Annotated in this window: 16 protein-coding genes and 2 tRNA genes; 8 read left to right on the top strand and 10 right to left on the bottom strand. The window is 56.0% G+C overall.

What is annotated here, in order from left to right:
- Together IOB61_RS16450 and IOB61_RS16455 are read left to right on the top strand one after the other, a co-directional pair.
- The coding region (locus tag IOB61_RS16450) for an alpha/beta hydrolase (RefSeq protein ID WP_290819027.1) at nucleotides 1-1,126 on the top strand (1,126 nt) is incomplete at its 5' end.
- Between the two features lie 123 nt (nucleotides 1,127-1,249).
- Nucleotides 1,250-1,852 (top strand): RDD family protein, encoded by a 603-nt coding sequence (locus tag IOB61_RS16455; protein WP_290819029.1) that lies wholly within the window; start codon nucleotides 1,250-1,252, stop codon nucleotides 1,850-1,852.
- A 229-nt stretch (nucleotides 1,853-2,081) separates the two neighbouring features.
- Here IOB61_RS16455 and IOB61_RS16460 read toward each other — a convergent pair whose 3' ends face one another.
- The gene (locus IOB61_RS16460) at nucleotides 2,082-2,705 is read right to left on the bottom strand and encodes a hypothetical protein (RefSeq protein WP_290819031.1); all 624 of its coding nucleotides are present in this window, start codon (nucleotides 2,703-2,705) and stop codon (nucleotides 2,082-2,084) included.
- Between the two features lie 243 nt (nucleotides 2,706-2,948).
- On the opposite strand from IOB61_RS16460, the gene IOB61_RS16465 reads away from it, so the two are divergent.
- Nucleotides 2,949-3,728 (top strand): FkbM family methyltransferase, encoded by a 780-nt coding sequence (locus tag IOB61_RS16465; protein ID WP_290819033.1) that lies wholly within the window; start codon nucleotides 2,949-2,951, stop codon nucleotides 3,726-3,728.
- 97 nt (nucleotides 3,729-3,825) lie between these two features.
- On the top strand, nucleotides 3,826-4,137 hold the full coding sequence (locus IOB61_RS16470; RefSeq protein WP_290819035.1) for a hypothetical protein: 312 nt from the start codon (nucleotides 3,826-3,828) through the stop codon (nucleotides 4,135-4,137).
- 21 nt (nucleotides 4,138-4,158) lie between these two features.
- Here the strand turns inward: IOB61_RS16470 and IOB61_RS16475 are convergent, their stop codons facing one another.
- The 6 genes from IOB61_RS16475 to IOB61_RS16500 all read right to left on the bottom strand — a co-directional run bounded on the left by IOB61_RS16475 (nucleotide 4,159) and on the right by IOB61_RS16500 (nucleotide 11,455).
- A complete protein-coding gene (locus IOB61_RS16475) occupies nucleotides 4,159-4,668 on the bottom strand; it encodes a thermonuclease family protein (protein ID WP_290819037.1) in 510 nt (169 codons plus the stop codon).
- Between the two features lie 309 nt (nucleotides 4,669-4,977).
- Nucleotides 4,978-5,655 carry a nitroreductase gene (locus tag IOB61_RS16480; protein ID WP_290819039.1) on the bottom strand — a complete coding sequence of 226 codons (678 nt, stop codon included), beginning with the start codon at nucleotides 5,653-5,655 and terminating at the stop codon, nucleotides 4,978-4,980.
- A gap of 113 nt (nucleotides 5,656-5,768) precedes the next feature.
- Nucleotides 5,769-6,923, bottom strand: a complete 1,155-nt coding sequence (locus tag IOB61_RS16485) for an acyl-CoA dehydrogenase (RefSeq protein WP_290819041.1) — start codon at nucleotides 6,921-6,923, stop codon at nucleotides 5,769-5,771.
- A 173-nt stretch (nucleotides 6,924-7,096) separates the two neighbouring features.
- Nucleotides 7,097-9,817 (bottom strand): valine--tRNA ligase, encoded by a 2,721-nt coding sequence (locus IOB61_RS16490; protein WP_290819043.1) that lies wholly within the window; start codon nucleotides 9,815-9,817, stop codon nucleotides 7,097-7,099.
- A 143-nt stretch (nucleotides 9,818-9,960) separates the two neighbouring features.
- Nucleotides 9,961-10,572, bottom strand: a complete 612-nt coding sequence (locus IOB61_RS16495; protein WP_290819045.1) for a DUF2497 domain-containing protein — start codon at nucleotides 10,570-10,572, stop codon at nucleotides 9,961-9,963.
- A gap of 97 nt (nucleotides 10,573-10,669) precedes the next feature.
- Nucleotides 10,670-11,455 carry a protein-L-isoaspartate O-methyltransferase gene (locus IOB61_RS16500; protein WP_290819047.1) on the bottom strand — a complete coding sequence of 262 codons (786 nt, stop codon included), beginning with the start codon at nucleotides 11,453-11,455 and terminating at the stop codon, nucleotides 10,670-10,672.
- 26 nt (nucleotides 11,456-11,481) lie between these two features.
- Between IOB61_RS16500 and IOB61_RS16505 the strand changes: the two genes are divergently transcribed.
- Nucleotides 11,482-11,555 (top strand) — tRNA-Cys (locus tag IOB61_RS16505).
- Nucleotides 11,556-11,574: 19 nt separating this feature from the next.
- Here the strand turns inward: IOB61_RS16505 and soxR are convergent.
- A complete protein-coding gene (gene soxR / locus IOB61_RS16510) occupies nucleotides 11,575-12,054 on the bottom strand; it encodes a redox-sensitive transcriptional activator SoxR (RefSeq protein WP_290819049.1) in 480 nt (159 codons plus the stop codon).
- A gap of 142 nt (nucleotides 12,055-12,196) precedes the next feature.
- Here soxR and IOB61_RS16515 point away from each other — a divergent pair, with 142 nt between their 5' ends.
- Nucleotides 12,197-12,571: a VOC family protein gene (locus IOB61_RS16515; RefSeq protein WP_290819051.1), complete on the top strand. Its 375-nt coding sequence runs from the start codon at nucleotides 12,197-12,199 to the stop codon at nucleotides 12,569-12,571.
- A 17-nt stretch (nucleotides 12,572-12,588) separates the two neighbouring features.
- Here the strand turns inward: IOB61_RS16515 and IOB61_RS16520 are convergent, their stop codons facing one another.
- On the bottom strand, nucleotides 12,589-12,966 hold the full coding sequence (locus tag IOB61_RS16520) for a VOC family protein (protein ID WP_290819053.1): 378 nt from the start codon (nucleotides 12,964-12,966) through the stop codon (nucleotides 12,589-12,591).
- A 679-nt stretch (nucleotides 12,967-13,645) separates the two neighbouring features.
- On the opposite strand from IOB61_RS16520, the gene IOB61_RS16525 reads away from it, so the two are divergent.
- Together IOB61_RS16525 and IOB61_RS16530 are read left to right on the top strand one after the other, a co-directional pair.
- Nucleotides 13,646-14,278, top strand: coding sequence for an NAD(P)H-dependent oxidoreductase (locus IOB61_RS16525; protein ID WP_290819055.1), 633 nt, complete (start codon nucleotides 13,646-13,648; stop codon nucleotides 14,276-14,278).
- Nucleotides 14,279-14,537: 259 nt separating this feature from the next.
- A tRNA-Asn gene (locus IOB61_RS16530) sits at nucleotides 14,538-14,613 on the top strand.
- A gap of 70 nt (nucleotides 14,614-14,683) precedes the next feature.
- Here the strand turns inward: IOB61_RS16530 and IOB61_RS16535 are convergent.
- Nucleotides 14,684-16,127: ABC transporter ATP-binding protein/permease (locus IOB61_RS16535; protein ID WP_290819058.1), on the bottom strand; the 1,444-nt coding region annotated here is incomplete at its 5' end.

Genomic DNA, 16,127 nt, shown 5'->3' on the forward strand with positions numbered 1-16,127 from the left:
AGCCTTGCGGGTTGGCCTGGCTAAACTCGAAGTGGGCGATAGTGACCTCACGTGGGAGCAGGCGCGCGAAATCTCCATCCTGAAGAATAAGGCCGCCCATTATCCCTTGCGCGTCACAGGCGTAGAAGAATTTGGCGCCTTAGACCCCCGCATGCCCTTAACCGAGAACGGGGTGGGCGATGTGGCGGGCGTGGCGCGGGCCCGCTTTGCCCAAGCCATTAATGATCGTCTGGCCCAATCGGGTCAGAAAGACGTGTTCATCTATGTGCATGGCTATAAGGTCGTATTTGAAAATCCCGTTCTGGTGAGTTCTGAGCTGTGGCATTTTTTGGGGTATGAGGGGGCGTTTATCGCCTTTTCCTGGCCCTCAACGCCCCGAAGCACGGCCTATTTTGGCGATATTGACGCCGCAGCCGGCATGGCGCGCAATCTGCGCGAGCTGATTGAGTTTGTCGAAACCTCCACCCATGCCGAGCGCATTCATATTCTGGGCTATAGCGCAGGTACCCGCATGGTCGCCCGCGCGATGGAGCAAATCTCGCTGATCAATCGGGGCCGTGAAACCGATCCCAAGCGCCTTGGCCACAAGCTGGAAAATGTGATGCTGGTCAGTAGCGACATCGACCGCGATGTGTTTGGGGCCTATCTGGCAGATGGCATCTTGGGGGCGCAGCGCCATCTGGTGATCTATGGATCGCAGCGCGACAAGGCGCTGCAAATGTCGAGCGTGGTAACCGGCCACAAAAGGCTTGGCTCCATGATGACGTCAAGCGAGCTTACCCCGGCCTTTCGGCGCATGTTGATCGAGCATAAGGACCGGATTTCCTATATCAATGTATCCAATGCCGAAGACATCGCATTGGATCACGGGCATGGGTATTTCCGCTCTAGTCCATGGGTGAGTGGCGATATTCTGATGAAGCTCGCCTATCGGTTGCCGCCTGAGGAAAGGGGCCTCGTGCGCGATCCCGCGACTGGGATTTTGGCTTTCCCGCCAGATTATTTACAACGCATGGCCGCCATTCAGTCGGTGGCCTTTGCCGCCCAATGCGCAACTCCATCTACACCGGCACCTAAAGCGCCAGGTTGCGCGGCAAAACTACCCACAGCTGCGGGCAAGAAGTGAGGCGCGTGGGCAGAGCCGCAGTTTAGGGCACAGCGTGGTCAGAGCTTCCCTTTATAGCGCGTTGCCTCTTGCCATCTGGGATAAAATCCTCGCATGATATACAACCACAGCGTGAGGATGGGCATGCACGAGGCAAATCCATGTTTGAGCGAGGCCGATACGGGGTCTGATACCAGTTCCCAGGCTTGGCGGCGCTTTTTTGCGCGCACCATCGACTTGAGTGTGAATGCCTTTGTCCTGACTATCGTTTGGACCTATGTGGCTGGCGTGTTTGCACAAGATACGTCAAACTTTTGGACGCAGATCTTCACGGAGCGTGAAAACTTGGTTCCAAATGGGGCGATCACCACGGTCTTCAGCTTCTTGGCCAATGTCCCCTTCATGGCCTATTACGGGACGACTTTGGGCAAATGGCTGTTTGGGATTCGTGTCACCAAGCCCGATGGAAAGCCATTGGGCTTTAAGCTCGCCTTGAAGCGAGAGTTTGCGATTTTTGTGCGCGCCTATTTCCTCATGATCCCATGGATCAATTTGATCACGCTCGCGGTTGCCTATGAAACCGTGAAAGATGAGGGCCAAGCACCGTGGGATCGAGACTATGGCCTGATTGTCAACCACCGCCCGCAGAGCATTATCCTTACCTTGGTAGAGGCAAGCGCCGTCATCCTCCTGTTTGTATTCACCCTTTGGTCCATTTTGCCGCCAGACTTCGACAAAATGTCTTAGAGGGCACGAGCGTGCATTCCGTCAGGAATGCACCATCTTTCATAAACGCCCGCATTGTCTCGGGATGGCATGGTCTGCGGTCAGGGCGATCTCATTGAAAAGCGGCCGTGTTCAAATGAAAAAGGTGCATTCCTGCAGGAATGCACCCTACCCAGCGACGGCTAGCTCGTTGAGCCAAAGCCTAAAAGGCGACGGCTAGCTCGTTGAGCCAGAGCCTAAAAGGCGACGGCTAACGATCACACGACTTCACAGGTTGGGGCAAGTCTGCAGCCATATTGGAAGTCCAGCATTCGTTGAAGACCGAGCAATAGCAGGCTTTGGCCTTAGCCTTAAAGCGGCTCTTATCAATCAAGGACCAGCGCCTTTGCGCATCTGCGTCTTTGGGATAGTCCCAGCGTAAAATCCGCCGATCTTCGCCATGCGACAACACGCTCTGATTGATCGGGCTTGTGATATAGGTGATCTGGCCGGTGCCGGTTGCGAACACATACTCATCCATATCGCCATAGGTTTTGCCGTCAGATTGCAATTCGGTCCACATCACGCGAGCAGGCCCTGTCCCGACATTTGAGATGGTAAACTCTAAGGCGCGGGCACCGTCATCGGTCACATTGCCATGGCTGAATTGCAAAATGGGTGTGGACTGAGCACGAACCAGCCGCTCATTTTCCTTCACCAAGGCTTCCATCGTATGGCCTGTATGCAGCGACACATAGAGCGAGCCTGCCGATACCAATAGAATGGCGACTGCCATCACAATATCAAACCAACGATGCCCGGTGCCATGGGAATGGGCGTTGTGCGCCGTTTCAGGAGCTTCAATCATCGACGCACTCGCTGTTTCGTCAGACACGTTGGGCCATCCAAGGTGGAAAAATTATCCATCCAGCTAAATGGCCCACGGGCGGATGTAATGACAGAAAATGGCCGCTTGGCGAATTTTTTGGTGCAAGATCAAGGTGGTTGTGGACGCTCGTATTCAGACCTTGCGCTTCGCGTAGCGCCGTGGAGTGGAGGAGATCAATAGAAGTTGTCCGTCTGTCAAAGTTCTGATGCCCCCGCTGCCGACGCGAATAACTTGATAGAAATGGAATAGATGCTTATCCAATCACGTTCGCTTATTTTAGGAGCATTTATGCTATTAAGAGCATTATTAAAACGGGCAATTAGGCAAACTCCCTTTCGAATTATTCGGCGTGGCCTTGGCAACCGCTTTCAAGCGATTGATGATCTACTAACAAACCTCTACAAACGCGGTTATTCACCAACCTATGTTATCGATGGCGGAGCAAATGTGGGCGATTTTTCGAAATTTGCCCGTCAAATTTGGCCTACTGCATATGTACATATGATTGAGCCTCAACAATCCTGCCAAGCGGCCCTCGAAGTCCTCTGCCGTGAACACGGCTTTAGAATGCATATGGTGGCGCTCAGCGATGAAACCGGTACGATTGCGATGGCGGCTGATCCTGAAACAACCTCGACCGGCGCACATATCTATGACCAGCGTGCCGATGCGAATAGCCCAATTCTTGAAGTGCCGATGGTTAGACTCGACGACTTGCTTCGAGCAGAATTGACACTGCCTGGTCCAGTTTTTCTGAAGCTCGATTTGCAGGGCTATGAGCTCCATGCATTGCGGGGCGCAACCCAGTTGTTACAAATGATTGATGTAGCCCTGTTGGAGGTATCATTTTACGCGCAGGCCTATGAGCCGCCTGTGTCAGTTCTGGTGAGGTTTATGGATGAACATGGCTTCGAGCTCCATGATATTGGTGCTGTCGCCGGGCGTATGCGTGACAATCGCGCCCGCCAAGCCGACTTTTTATTTGTGAAACGCGCGACGATGCTAACCCAAGACAATGCGTGGGATTGATTGGACCAAACAGCCGGACTTGAGACGCCAGCAGGATTGTAATTCTTTTACCCGTTAGTTAGGCTTAATAGAGATCATGCAGCACAGGGAGAGCTCGATGACAAAAGTGGTATTTTGTTTGCCCTTGCTGTTAAGCACATGCCTCCTCAGTGCTTGTATCTCGCCCTCAGGCTTGGGGAGCACAGTGCCCAATCCGGAAGACCCCAAGTATAACTCGCCCAATTGCCGGGCCATTCGGGCGATGGCGGCGGAGTATGATTTCCGGTCCTATTCGCGCACGGGCTTGGCACTGGCCGCCGAAGGCTCACATAAAAAGCTCAAAGAATTGCCCTCATCCAGCGCGGTCGCCAAGCAGCAAGAGCGTGGTCCGATGATCGCTGAAGGGGTTGAGGCTCTGTGCACCTCTTAAAGGATTAAGCCCCTCACCGCCTTAGGATTTTGGCCGGCGTCGCCACTCCCATGGGGCTTCAAAACTGCCCGTCCACATGCCAGCGCCGCTGGCCTTCGCCTCAGCCTCTTGGGTGCGATAGGTCTTAGAATAACGCACAAAAGCCAGTGCATGGCCGTTGCGCACCATCCAAGCTTGCAAGTCTTCTCCCGCCAGCGAGCAGCGCGCCACCATACGGCCATAGCGGTCCCTGCCCGTCGATTGGCACAAGACCGGCCGTGCCCCCACTTTGTCAGACAAAGCAAAGGCCGCGCGCTGGCCACAGCGATAGCTTCGACCCCTTGCGTCCAAACAGGACTGGCCCGCTTCGGGGGCATCAATACCATAGAGGCGAATACGCTCACCCTGAACTTCCAGCGTATCCCCATCAATAACTGAGGCCCGGCCCTGCACCACGCCGGTCGAGGCCATAGCCGCAGCGGCCATGCCAAGCGCGACCACGCCACCCAAGGCGGCTAGACTTAAAATTCTTTTGGTTGTAAATTGTCTCATACGCACTTGAGGTAATAACATGAAACCCGCAACTTACAAAATACTGACCGCTGCCCTGATCATGGTTTGCGCCCCAGTTCAACTCACATCCTCGCCAGTTCCCGTGCAGGCTGCCACCTCCTACGCCCAAACCTTCTCCACCCCGATCGATCTGGTGGCGCGCTGCAGTGGCTGTGGGTGTCGCGGTGGCCCCGGTTGGCGCTCTAAGCGGACCGGGCAATGTGTGGGCTGGAAAAATCTCTATAGCGAGTGTGGCAATCCACCCAGCCCAGATCGTTGCACCAAAGAAAACCAGACAAGTGCCTATGTTCAGTCGTCAAAGCCCACAAAAGTGGTGGCTTCGGCCACAGATTTGCGCTCTGACACCACCGCATTGGCAGGGAAGCTCTCGTCTGGCCAGCCCAAGGCGATGCTTTTCATAATGACTTGATCCTCAGCAATGCCCGCATGTTCGCGCACCACAGGCGATTGCATGATGCCTTGGCTATTGATGACGGTGCCTAAACCTCGCGACCAAGCGGCATTGACCAAGGCCGTTGCCACGGCCCCGCAGTCAAAGGGCGTATCATCACTGCCGTCGAGGGCTTTGTCATAGGTGATGATGATGCAGACGGGGGCGTCAAACTGGCGAAAGCCGCGCAACACCCAATCCTGCCGGGCTGCTTGATCTTCCCGCGCAATGCCCATGGCGGCAAACAATTGTTTGGCAACACCAATCTGGCGGTCGCGGTGCACGCCTGCGAAAGCTTGGCCAATGCGAAACTCACGCGAGTGCGGCACACCGGCTAAATTACGCTCAGTATTGCCAGCGCGAATGCGGTCCAAGGGCTCGCCCGTCAGCACATAAAAGTTCCAAGGCTGGGTATTCATCGAGGATGGTGCCCGCATCGCCAGCGCCAGAATTTCCTCAATCAAGGCCTTGGGCACGGGGTCAGGCTTATAGCCACGAATACTGCGGCGACCCAGAATAACTTGATCATAGTCCATATGGCACCTCTTGCTTTGGCCGATGGGTTCAGCGGGTTTCGGCAGGGCGAAACCAAAAAGGCCAACCGGATGGGCTGGCCTTTAAGTACAAAAAAGTCCGAGGAAGCCGAGGCTTAGGCCGCGGCCTTATCCCCAAGCGTCATGGCGGCATAGCGCTTCAAATGCCAATCGGCGCTGCCGGCTTGGGTGTCGATCATGGTCAAGCGCTTGAAATAATGGCCGATGGCCAATTCGTCCGTCATGCCCATGCCACCGAAGATTTGGATGGCGTTTTGGCCAACAAAGCGGCCACCGCGACCGATTTGGGTCTTAGCCCCCGCACATGCCTTCGCCCGCTCCAAGGCATCGTCTTCGCCGCAGCGGATGGCTGCGAGATAGGCCATGGAGGTTGATTGCTCAGTCCACATGAACATGTCGACCATGCGGTGCTGCAGGACTTGGAACGAGCCAATGGCCACGCCAAATTGCTTGCGCTGGCGGGCATAATCCACCGTCATCGCATGGGCAACGCGCATCGCGCCAACAGCCTCGGCGCACAAAGCGGCGATCACATTGTCCTGGGTCTCTTCCAGTGCTGGCAAGATGCCATCGACTGGGCCGATGACGGCATCAGCCCCCACCGAGACATTTTCCAGATAGACGTCGCTCGCGCGCAGGCCATCAACGGTCGGATAATCCTTTGTGGAGACGCCCGCGGCGGTCTTGGATACCAAGAAAGCGGTCAAACCAGCCCGCTCACGCTGGCTGCCAGCGGTACGGGCAATCACGATCAGCGTATCGGCTTGCGGGCCGCCAATGACGACCGACTTATGGCCGTTCAAAATATAGCCTGAGCCGTCCTTCTTCGCGGTGGTCGATACATCGGCCAGATCATAGCGGCTCTTGGGCTCATGGGTGGCGAGGGCATAAATCCCCTCCCCCGTGGTGATGCGACCACCATGTTCTTCTTGCTGGGCGGCAGAGCCTGCCACGCGCAGCAAATTGCCACTGGCGACAACCGATGGAATAAAAGGTTCAACCACCAAGCCTTTGCCGAATTCTTCCATGATAACGAGCGTGTCGATCGCGCCGCCACCGAGGCCACCCATGGACTCCGGCAAGGGGGCCATCATCAGACCCATTTCCGCCATTTCCGCCCAGATCTCTGGCCGCCAGCCCAGATCGGAATGAATGGCCTTGCGACGCGTGTCGAAATCATACTTTTGCTGGACGAGCTTTGCGATCGAGTCCCGCAGCATGTTTTGTTCGTCGGTAAAATTGAAATCCATGTGGACGTTCCCTGAGTTCGTGCCTGTTCAGGCTCTGCATTATCGATGAATTGATAGCGCGTTTAGCGCGCGATGCTAGGGGGGAGACGCCGTTTAATTCAGGCGATTACACATTAAAAACGCAAACAAGCCCGTGATGGCACGGGCTTGTTCTTGACGCCTCACCGACGTGCCTAGCCCAGACGGGCCAAAGCAGCCTCATATTTCTGCTTTTCCGCTTCATAAGTGGCGCGACGCTCGCGCTGTTCTTCGATGACCTCGGCGGGGGCTTTGGCGACAAAGCCTGGATTATCGAGCTTGCGCGACACCGTCTCGATTTCCTTGGTACAGCGGGCAATCTCTTTGGTGAGGCGGGCTTTTTCGGCACCAATATCCATCACGCCCGCCAAAGGAATGGCGACAATGGCTTCACCCAAGACGAAGGTCACACTGCCTGCGGGGGCAGCATCTGCCACCACCGAATATTCCAAGCGTGCCAAACGGTCGATTTCTGCCTGATAGCGCTCCAAGCGCTGGGCTGTATCTTTGGAAGCCCCGATCAAGAGCGCGGGCACTTTGGCCCCTGCGGGCACATTGGTTTCGCTGCGCAAAGACCGAAGGCCCGTGACCAGATCCACCACCCAGCCCACTTCAGCGGCGGCCGCCTCATCAATCAGGCTAGCATCGAGCTTAGGCCAAGCTTCATTGATCAACAGACTGGTGCGCTTGGGGCCAAATTCAGCCGTCTTGTCCCACAATTCTTCGGTCACAAACGGCATGAAGGGGTGCAGGATTTTCAAAATCTGATCCAACACCCAAGCAACCGTGCGGCGGGTCTCAGACTTGGCTTCTTCATCCTCGCCATTGAGGAGTGGCTTGACGAGTTCAAGATAGAGGTCGCAGAAGACGCCCCAGACAAAGGCATAATTGCTTTGCGCGGCTTCATCGAAGCGATGGGTGGCAAGGGCGGTTTCCACACTTTGGGCGGTCTTGGTGAGTTCAGAGACAATCCAGCGGTTCAGCGTATGCTTCACGGCGCTGGGGTCAAAAGCCTCCCACAAGGTGCACTCATTCATCTGGGCAAAGCGGGCAGCATTCCACAATTTGGTGCCGAAATTCCGATAGCCTTCAACCCGTTTGTCACTCATGCGAATGTCGCGGCCGGGGCCTGCAGCAATCGCCAAAGTAAAGCGCAAAGCGTCGGCCCCATAAGTATCAATCAAAACCGTTGGGTCGATAATATTGCCTTTGGACTTCGACATTTTCTTGCCGTGCTCGTCCACCACGCGCGAGTGGATGACCACGGTTGAGAAGGGCGCTTTGCCGGTAAAGTGGCAGCCAAACATCATCATCCGGGCAACCCAGAAGAAGATGATGTCAAACATCGTCACCAACGTGCTGGTGGGATAGAAGCGGCTCATCTCAGGCGTGGCTTCTGGCCAGCCCAGGGTCGAAAATGGCCAGAGGCCGGATGAGAACCACGTATCCAACACGTCTTCATCTTGGACCAAGGTCACCTCGCGGCCATGCTTGGCTTTGGCGGCGGCAAGGGCTTCGGCTTCTGTCTCTTCGACGAAAATAGTGCCTTCTTCATCATACCAAGCCGGGATCCGGTGGCCCCACCAGAGTTGGCGCGACACACACCAAGGCTCGATATTGCGCATCCATTGATAATAGGTCGCCGTCCAGCTTTCGGGGACAAACTTGGTTTCCCCGCTTTCCACGGCTTTCAGCGCATTAACCGCAAGCTTGGCTGCATCGACATACCATTGGTCGGTCAACATCGGCTCAATCACAACATCCGACCGCTCGCCCAAAGGCTGGGTGATCAGCTTGTCTTCAACTTTTAGCATCAGGCCGCGCGCATCAATATCGGCAACCACGCGCTTACGCGCCTCAAACCGATCCAGCCCGCGATAGGCTTCTGGAATATAATCGGCGTCCAGCATCCGGCCCTTGGTATCGAGCAAGACGAACATCTCAATATTGTGGCGACGGGCGACCTTATAGTCATTGAAGTCATGCGCGCCGGTGATCTTCACCGCACCCGAGCCAAAATCTGGATCGGGATATTCATCAGCAATAATCGGGATCAAACGATCAGCCAGCGGCAAAAGACACCGCTTGCCCACGATGGAAGCATAGCGCTTATCGCTGGGATGAACCGCCACAGCCCCGTCGCCCAACATGGTCTCAGGCCGCGTCGTGGCGATAGAGATATAGTCGCGCGTTTCAAATTCCGTGGGTTCGCCATTTTCGTCAAAGGCGATAGGGAATTCATAGGTTTCGCCGTTTTCCAGCGGATATTTGAAATGCCAGAAATGGCCAGCGCGCTCTTCATTGATCACTTCAAGGTCAGAGACCGCGGTTTCAAAATGGGGGTCCCAATTCACCAAGCGCTTGTCGCGGTAAATCAGGCCTTCTTTGTGCAGTTGGACAAAGACTTTGCGGACGGCTGCCGACAGGCCCTCATCCATGGTGAAGCGCTCACGGCTCCAATCACAGGATGCGCCAAGACGCTTGAGCTGGGTGGTGATTGTCCCACCGCTTTCGGCCTTCCACGACCACACGCGCTCTAGGAATTTTTCGCGCCCCATGGTGCGGCGCGTTTCATTACTGCCCGATTGCGCCATCTGGCGCTCTACCACCATTTGGGTGGCGATACCGGCATGGTCGAGGCCCGGTTGCCACAAAACAGACTTGCCGCGCATCCGCTCAAACCGGCACAAAATATCCTGCAGCGTACAATTGAGCGCATGGCCAATATGAAGCGAGCCCGTCACATTAGGTGGCGGAATGACGATGGAGAAAGTTTCCGCCTCTGGATCGGCCTTTGGCTTAAACGCGCCAGATTTTTCCCATGCCGCATATAGACGAGGCTCAGCAGCTTGAGCGGAGAAATGACTTTCTAACATGTGTGTCCCGAGTGAATAGGATGTGGGCGCTGGGGCACGCCCCATTGGCACCAAACAAAAGCGACGTTGGCATATCATGCCAACGCCGTTCTTTTGAAGACTTTCTGCTGTTGGAAGCAGCCCTCAGGCCGCAAAGCACTGTCTTAGAAGGAGCGACGGGCGATCCGTGCGACTTCAGCTTCGACTTTCTCTTCCACAATGCGAGGCAAATTCGCGTCAAGCCAGTCTTTCAACATCGGCTTGATCAATTCGCCCACCATGGCTTCGACCGTATTGCCCGAAATAAAGACGCCGGGCAGCGTGGTGTTTGGAGCGAGCTTTTGGAAAACGGTTGAGGCCTTGTCTGCAATCGGGTCGCTCACCAAGCCTTGGTCAAACGGGAAGGCTGGCGCTGCAGGCTCTGGCGGTGGGGTATAGACGGGGGCTGGCGCAGGGGCCGCTGCCACAGGGGCGGGCGCAGGCGCTGGAGCTGGTGCGGGCTCTTCCCAGCGGTCTTCAACGATGATTTCCTCAAGCGCAACTTCGGGCTCGTCATCGACTGGCAAGGCATCAAAATCAAAGTCTGGCGAGACTGTTTCCGGCATTTCCATGACCGGCTCATTCAATTCCAGAACTTCGTCGCCGAAATCCGGTTCAGCCGCAGCCGCAGGTGCGGCATCAGCTGGGGGCCCAGTGTCATCTTCAGAAATAATCCGGCGGATCGAGGCCAGGATTTCTTCCATAGTCGGTTCGGCTTGTGCGTCTGCGGCGCTCATAATATCCCCATAGTGTGCGAATCGCACATGAAGTTCAGTAAGCTAACTTGGATTGCCAATCAAAGTCTAGCGATGCCCCGAATCTGACAACAATTCGTTAAAAAGCAAAAGCTGGGGCAATACGAAAGCCGGGTAATTGCGGGACAGTTGCGTCAAATACAACGCGTCCAGCAACACTGCCGCCGCTCTTGGTAAAGATATTGGCGGTCCCCATGGGTCCTTTGAGCAAGACGACGCACAAACGCCCCTGCTCGGCCAAAACTTGGGTCCAGCTGTCTGGGAAGGTCTCAACCCCACCATCGACAAAAACAATATCGAATGGGCCTTCTGGCGGGGTGTCTAGGCCACCCACAATGCTGGTCACGCCGGGAATGGTGACGGCCACTTCATCCAGCACAGTGACCGTGCAGCCCAAAGCAGCAAAGACCGCCGCGCTATAGCCACCAGCGCCTGCGATAACCAAAACCCGCTCTCCGGCCAAGGCATTGGCAGCTTGGGCCAATTTCGAAAAATCGCGCGGCTTCCACAGCCAGCGGCCCGATGGCGTCGGCGAGGTGACTTCTGCATAGGCAAAGGCGCGCTTTTCAGCGACGACGAAGGTCTCACGTTCAACGACCCGCATCGCACCTTGTAGGGCTAAATCGCTGACATCATTGGTACGAACTTGGCTTTCGATCATCGTGTCGCGTGCTGCCGCAAAATCCATGTCGGTCCCCGTACCTGTGCTTCCAGCGCCAATCCTGCGCGCGGACTCATTACAGGGAATTGGGTCGTGCGGGCAAGAATGGATAACTGTCCAAAGTTGGCAATAGTTTGGGTCTGTTACAGCTTGAACCTGCAGACATTCATTGCTGCTTAAGGCCTGCTCTGTTACATCGCCCATCCACCCGCCTGCTTCTGCGTCAAGAAGGCCTCGTGGCGGAGTGGTGACGCAGCGGATTGCAAATCCGTGTACCCCGGTTCGATTCCGGGCGAGGCCTCCAAATTTCCTTTCATGACGCGCTAATCATGGGCTGAAGCTTTCTTAGCCGGTGGAATATCATCGCCCAATAAATAGCGCGGCCCGGCCCCGCCTTTGGCGGCTTGGTCGCTGGGATTGAAGAGGGCGCAGGTCTCAAGCGATAGGCAGCCACAGCCAATACAGCCGTCCAATCGGTCGCGTGTTTTCGTCAAAGCTTGGATTTTCTGATCCAGGGTGGCCGCAATGGCCGCACTGATTCCCCGCCAATCGCGCGCATTGGGTGCACGCCCCAAGGGCAGGCGATCCAATTCCGCCTTAATCTCCTCTAAGGTCAAACCCAGGTGCTGGGCAATTTTGATAAAGGACAGACGGCGAATATCGGCGCGATGATAGCGCCTTTGTTGGCCCGCGCTGCGGTGGGCCACGATCAATCCCCGCGCCTCATAAAAGCGGATCGAAGAGACTGAAAGCCCGACACGGGCGGCGATCTCGCCAATGCTCAACACATCTTTTGCCTGCACTGCTATTTCCTTCTCATCAAAGCTTGACCTCAATCTAGGTTGAGGTTGCATAAGACCATCTGTCAAGTGACCCAACCATGAGGCGTGTCTTGATCCCGACGGATAAACAAGCGCGCCCACAGTCTCGCTAGGAGCTTTTCAGATGACCCAATCTTACCTTGAACATGTCAATATCACCGTTGCCGATGCCGATCAGGCCGCAGCCCTCTTGGTAGATGTTTTTGACTGGCACATCCGCTGGTCCGGCCCTGCCCGCGATGGCGGCTACACCGTCCATGTCGGCACAGCCGACCAGTATATTGCGGTCTATCAGCCTAGAGACGGTCAAAGCCGCGACTTCCCCAAAGGCGCGCCGCTTAATCACCTCGCGGTTGTCGTGGACGATTTAGACGCCATTGAAGCCAAAGTGGTCGCCCGAGACCTGACGCCCTTTAACCATGGCAATTATGAACCCGGTCGCCGCTTCTATTTCTTTGACGAGAATGGCATTGAGTTTGAAGTGGTGTCTTATCGCTGAGGCAGCGCTTCAAGCGCCTAAAGGCGCGCAAAGGCGCAAATCTTATGCCCCTCGGGTGATCGCAAGTAGGCCCCATAGGTCATGCGATCCCCACTTGGGCGTGGCCCGGGTGCGCCCTCATCCAGGCCACCGGCTAAAAGCCCTGCGGCATGAAAGGCATCAACCGCAGAAGGCGTTGGCGCGCGAAAGCCAATCGTGCCGCCATTGCCCGCCGCCGCCCTTTGCCCATCGAGCGGCCGCATCACCAAAAACGCCCCCGCCTCGGCCCCCACATAGACATGCCGATCTGCGGGGGCATTTTTCTGCCGCTGCAGCCCCAATGGACCCAATACCGCATCATAAAAGCGGGCGGCTTTATCGAGATCATTGGTACCAACAACAATATGGGTGAACATGGATGGGGGTCCTTTTCAAGTGCCGCAACAGTCTTTTTTGGGCCTACTCTAATTGAAACCCTGTTTCACCAAAATGGACGACACAGATCGCGCAAGAACAAACCGCTTCTAGATAAAGACGCTCTCCCCACCAGGTCATCTGCGCGGACGCGCAGCGAAGTGCGGGGACTTTTGGGGGACTTTCTGGTGCAAGATCCGGGACTGGGCTGTGCCGTCCCGCAAGACAACTCTAGGCCTGTTTCCTTTTGGTGTGGCAGAAGAGCACTTGCCGCCGTAGGGTGCATTCCAGCCTTGGAATGCACCATGGTCAAGCAACTCCAAAGATCGTCGATACCAAACTTTAGCCAATTGACTTGGAACGGCTTCAGACCGCACGTCGCTTGCCATGAAGCCGCCGGACAATTCTTTTTGCGCAAGATGGGGTGTCAAGGGGTGCAATCGGCTACGCCGACGCGCGAAGCGCGCCCCTTGACGCCCCCTCTTGCGCGCTCAAACTCGAACGAAGCCTTTGCCTAGGCACAGCCTGAGGCAAAGGCCTTCCAAAGCGGAAACAAACAATCCAAAGACCACACCTCGGCCAACCCATGGCCGCCTTACAGTGCCCCCTATTCCATCATGCCCCCATCCACCCCAGATATCACGAAATCGGCATCGTGCTGATCACCAAAAGGAAATTGTAATGCTTATCGATCAGCTCAAATGGCGCTATGCAACCAAGAAAATGGACCCCAGCAAGAAAGTCTCCGAAGACAAGGTTGCAGCGATCCTTGAAGCCATTCGTCTCACCCCAACCTCGAGTGGGTTGCAGCCCTATGAAGTGATCCTCGTCACCAATCCAGAAGTCCGCGCGCAAATCCAAGCTGCGGCGTGGAATCAAGCCCAGATCACCGATGGCTCGCATCTGTTGGTTTTTGCCGCCTGGGACAATTACACCGCTGATCGCATCAACCACATGTTTGACCTGACCAACGAAATTCGTGGCTTCAAAAACGAAGGCTGGGAAAATTATCGCAACATGCTGCTGGCAACTTATCCCCAGCGCGATGCGGAAACCAATTATCAGCATGCCGCCCGTCAAGCCTATATTGGCGTGGGTGTGGCCATGGTTGCTGCGGCCGAAGCCGAAGTGGATGCGACCCCGATGGAAGGCTTTGACCCCGCCGCGGTGGACAAGATTTTGGGCCTTAATGAGCGCGGCTTGCGTAGTGTTGTCATCATCCCCTTGGGCTATCGCCAAGAAGAAGGCGATTGGCTGGTAAATCTGACAAAAGTGCGCCGTCCTACCGCTGATTTCGTCACGGAAGTCCGGTAATAACAGGCAAAAGCCTACCCATGAGTAATCTTGATATTAACCAAACATTAAGGTTAGAATCATATTAACTGGTGCTGTCTTCTCAGGAAGACACCCCACCATACCCGATCTTGACGGGGGGCCCGCAACGGCTCCCCGCTTTTTTTGGTATAGGGTTTTGGGCGGGCTTTGGGGCCTTGATCTGCAGCTTGCTGCAATCAAACCGCATCAAAGGCTTGCACGATCTCAAGGTGGCGGTATAAGGCGCGCCTTCAAGTGTTCCCCGATAGCTCAGTTGGTAGAGCAAGCGACTGTTAATCGCTTTGTCGTAGGTTCGAGCCCTACTCGGGGAGCCACTTTCCTCCACCCCAGAAAATCCAACGTCTGACATCTTTACCGGTGGCGCTAGGCTCTTAGGCTGGCCCCTTAGGCTGGCTCTGCATTCATGCGCGCCTGCATCTCCCACAATTCGGCATAGACAGCGCCTTTGGCCAAAAGCGCATCATGGGTGCCGCGCTCTGCGACTTGCCCGTCTGCCAGCACGATGATCTCGTCTGCATCCGCGACCGTCGACAGGCGGTGGGCGACCACAAGGGTCGTGCGGCCTTTGGCTGCGTCCTCCAGGGCCTCGCGCACTTCAGCTTCTGTGACCGAGTCAAGGCTGGAGGTGGCTTCATCGAGGACAAGGATCGGGGGATTCTTCAACAGGGCGCGCGCAATGCCAACGCGCTGGCGCTCCCCACCTGACAGTTTCAAGCCCCGCTCGCCCACTTTGGTGGCAAGGCCCATGGGCGCGGCCGCGATCAGCCCTTCAAGGCGCGCCATTTTGGCAGCTTGCTCGATTTCCTCTTGCGTGGCCTCTGGTCGGCCATAGGCGATATTATAAGCCAAGGTGTCGTTAAACAGCACCACATCCTGTGGCACGAGGCCAATAGCCGCCCGCACGCTTTCTTGCGTCACATCGCGCAAGTCCTGCCCATCGATCCGAACGGCTCCAGCCTGAGGGTCATAGAAGCGGAATAATAAGCGCACAATGGTGGACTTGCCCGAACCAGACGGGCCGACAATGGCCACAGTCTTGCCCGTGGGAATGGTAAAGGACACATCAGACAGGCCTGCATGGCGCCCATCATGGACAAAGGCGACGCGGTCGAACTGCACTTCACCATGGCGGACATTGAGGGGCGGTGCGCCCGGCTTATCGGCAATATCAGGCACTTCATCGAGAAGCGCATACATGGCCTCCATATCAATCGAGCTCTGCTTGATCTCACGCCAGGCAAAACCCAAAATATTCAGTGGGCCGTAAAGGTTCAGCATCACCAAAGTAACCGCGGCTATATCGCCTGCCCCCATCGTGCCGCGCGAAATGGCATAGCCAGCTGCGGCCACCATCGCTGCTAAACCCAAGTTTTGAATAAAGCCCTGGGCAGCATTGAGGCCTTGTAACGTCGCATTGGATTGGACCGACGCGCGCGCATAGGCTTTCACAGCCTGATTATAGCGCTCTGTCTCGCGCGCTTCGGCCGCAAAGGCTTTGACGGTCTCGAAATTCATCAAGGAATCCACCGCCCGCCCCGTCGCCTCGCTATCGGCGTCATTCATGTCGCGTCGATATTGCAGGCGCCATTCGGTGATGGCGAGGGTGACGATTGTATAGATCACCACCGTGGAGGCCGCGATCAGGGCAAAAAACCAGCCATAACGCAGCCCCAAGACCAAGGCTGCCATCACAAGCTCGATCAGGGTTGGGCCAATATTGAAGGCGACAAAGCGGGTTAGAAAGTCGATGGCACGAACCCCGCGCTCAATCGTGCGCCACACCGCGCCGGTCCGCTTAGACTGATTGAAGCGGATCCCCAGCGCATGG

This window comes from Aquidulcibacter sp. (assembly GCF_020253525.1).
Classification (GTDB): Bacteria; Pseudomonadota; Alphaproteobacteria; order Caulobacterales; family Aquidulcibacteraceae; genus Aquidulcibacter.

Coding starts and splice junctions, on each gene's coding strand:
- IOB61_RS16475 (WP_290819037.1), bottom strand. CDS start 4,668: ATGAGACAATTTACAACCAAAAGAATTTTAAGTCTAGCCGCCTTGGGT.
- IOB61_RS16515 (WP_290819051.1), top strand. CDS start 12,197: ATGACCCAATCTTACCTTGAACATGTCAATATCACCGTTGCCGATGCC.
- IOB61_RS16525 (WP_290819055.1), top strand. CDS start 13,646: ATGCTTATCGATCAGCTCAAATGGCGCTATGCAACCAAGAAAATGGAC.
- IOB61_RS16480 (WP_290819039.1), bottom strand. CDS start 5,655: ATGGACTATGATCAAGTTATTCTGGGTCGCCGCAGTATTCGTGGCTAT.
- IOB61_RS16455 (WP_290819029.1), top strand. CDS start 1,250: ATGCACGAGGCAAATCCATGTTTGAGCGAGGCCGATACGGGGTCTGAT.
- IOB61_RS16485 (WP_290819041.1), bottom strand. CDS start 6,923: ATGGATTTCAATTTTACCGACGAACAAAACATGCTGCGGGACTCGATC.
- IOB61_RS16500 (WP_290819047.1), bottom strand. CDS start 11,455: ATGGGCGATGTAACAGAGCAGGCCTTAAGCAGCAATGAATGTCTGCAG.
- IOB61_RS16465 (WP_290819033.1), top strand. CDS start 2,949: ATGCTTATCCAATCACGTTCGCTTATTTTAGGAGCATTTATGCTATTA.
- IOB61_RS16490 (WP_290819043.1), bottom strand. CDS start 9,817: ATGTTAGAAAGTCATTTCTCCGCTCAAGCTGCTGAGCCTCGTCTATAT.
- IOB61_RS16495 (WP_290819045.1), bottom strand. CDS start 10,572: ATGAGCGCCGCAGACGCACAAGCCGAACCGACTATGGAAGAAATCCTG.
- IOB61_RS16520 (WP_290819053.1), bottom strand. CDS start 12,966: ATGTTCACCCATATTGTTGTTGGTACCAATGATCTCGATAAAGCCGCC.
- IOB61_RS16470 (WP_290819035.1), top strand. CDS start 3,826: ATGACAAAAGTGGTATTTTGTTTGCCCTTGCTGTTAAGCACATGCCTC.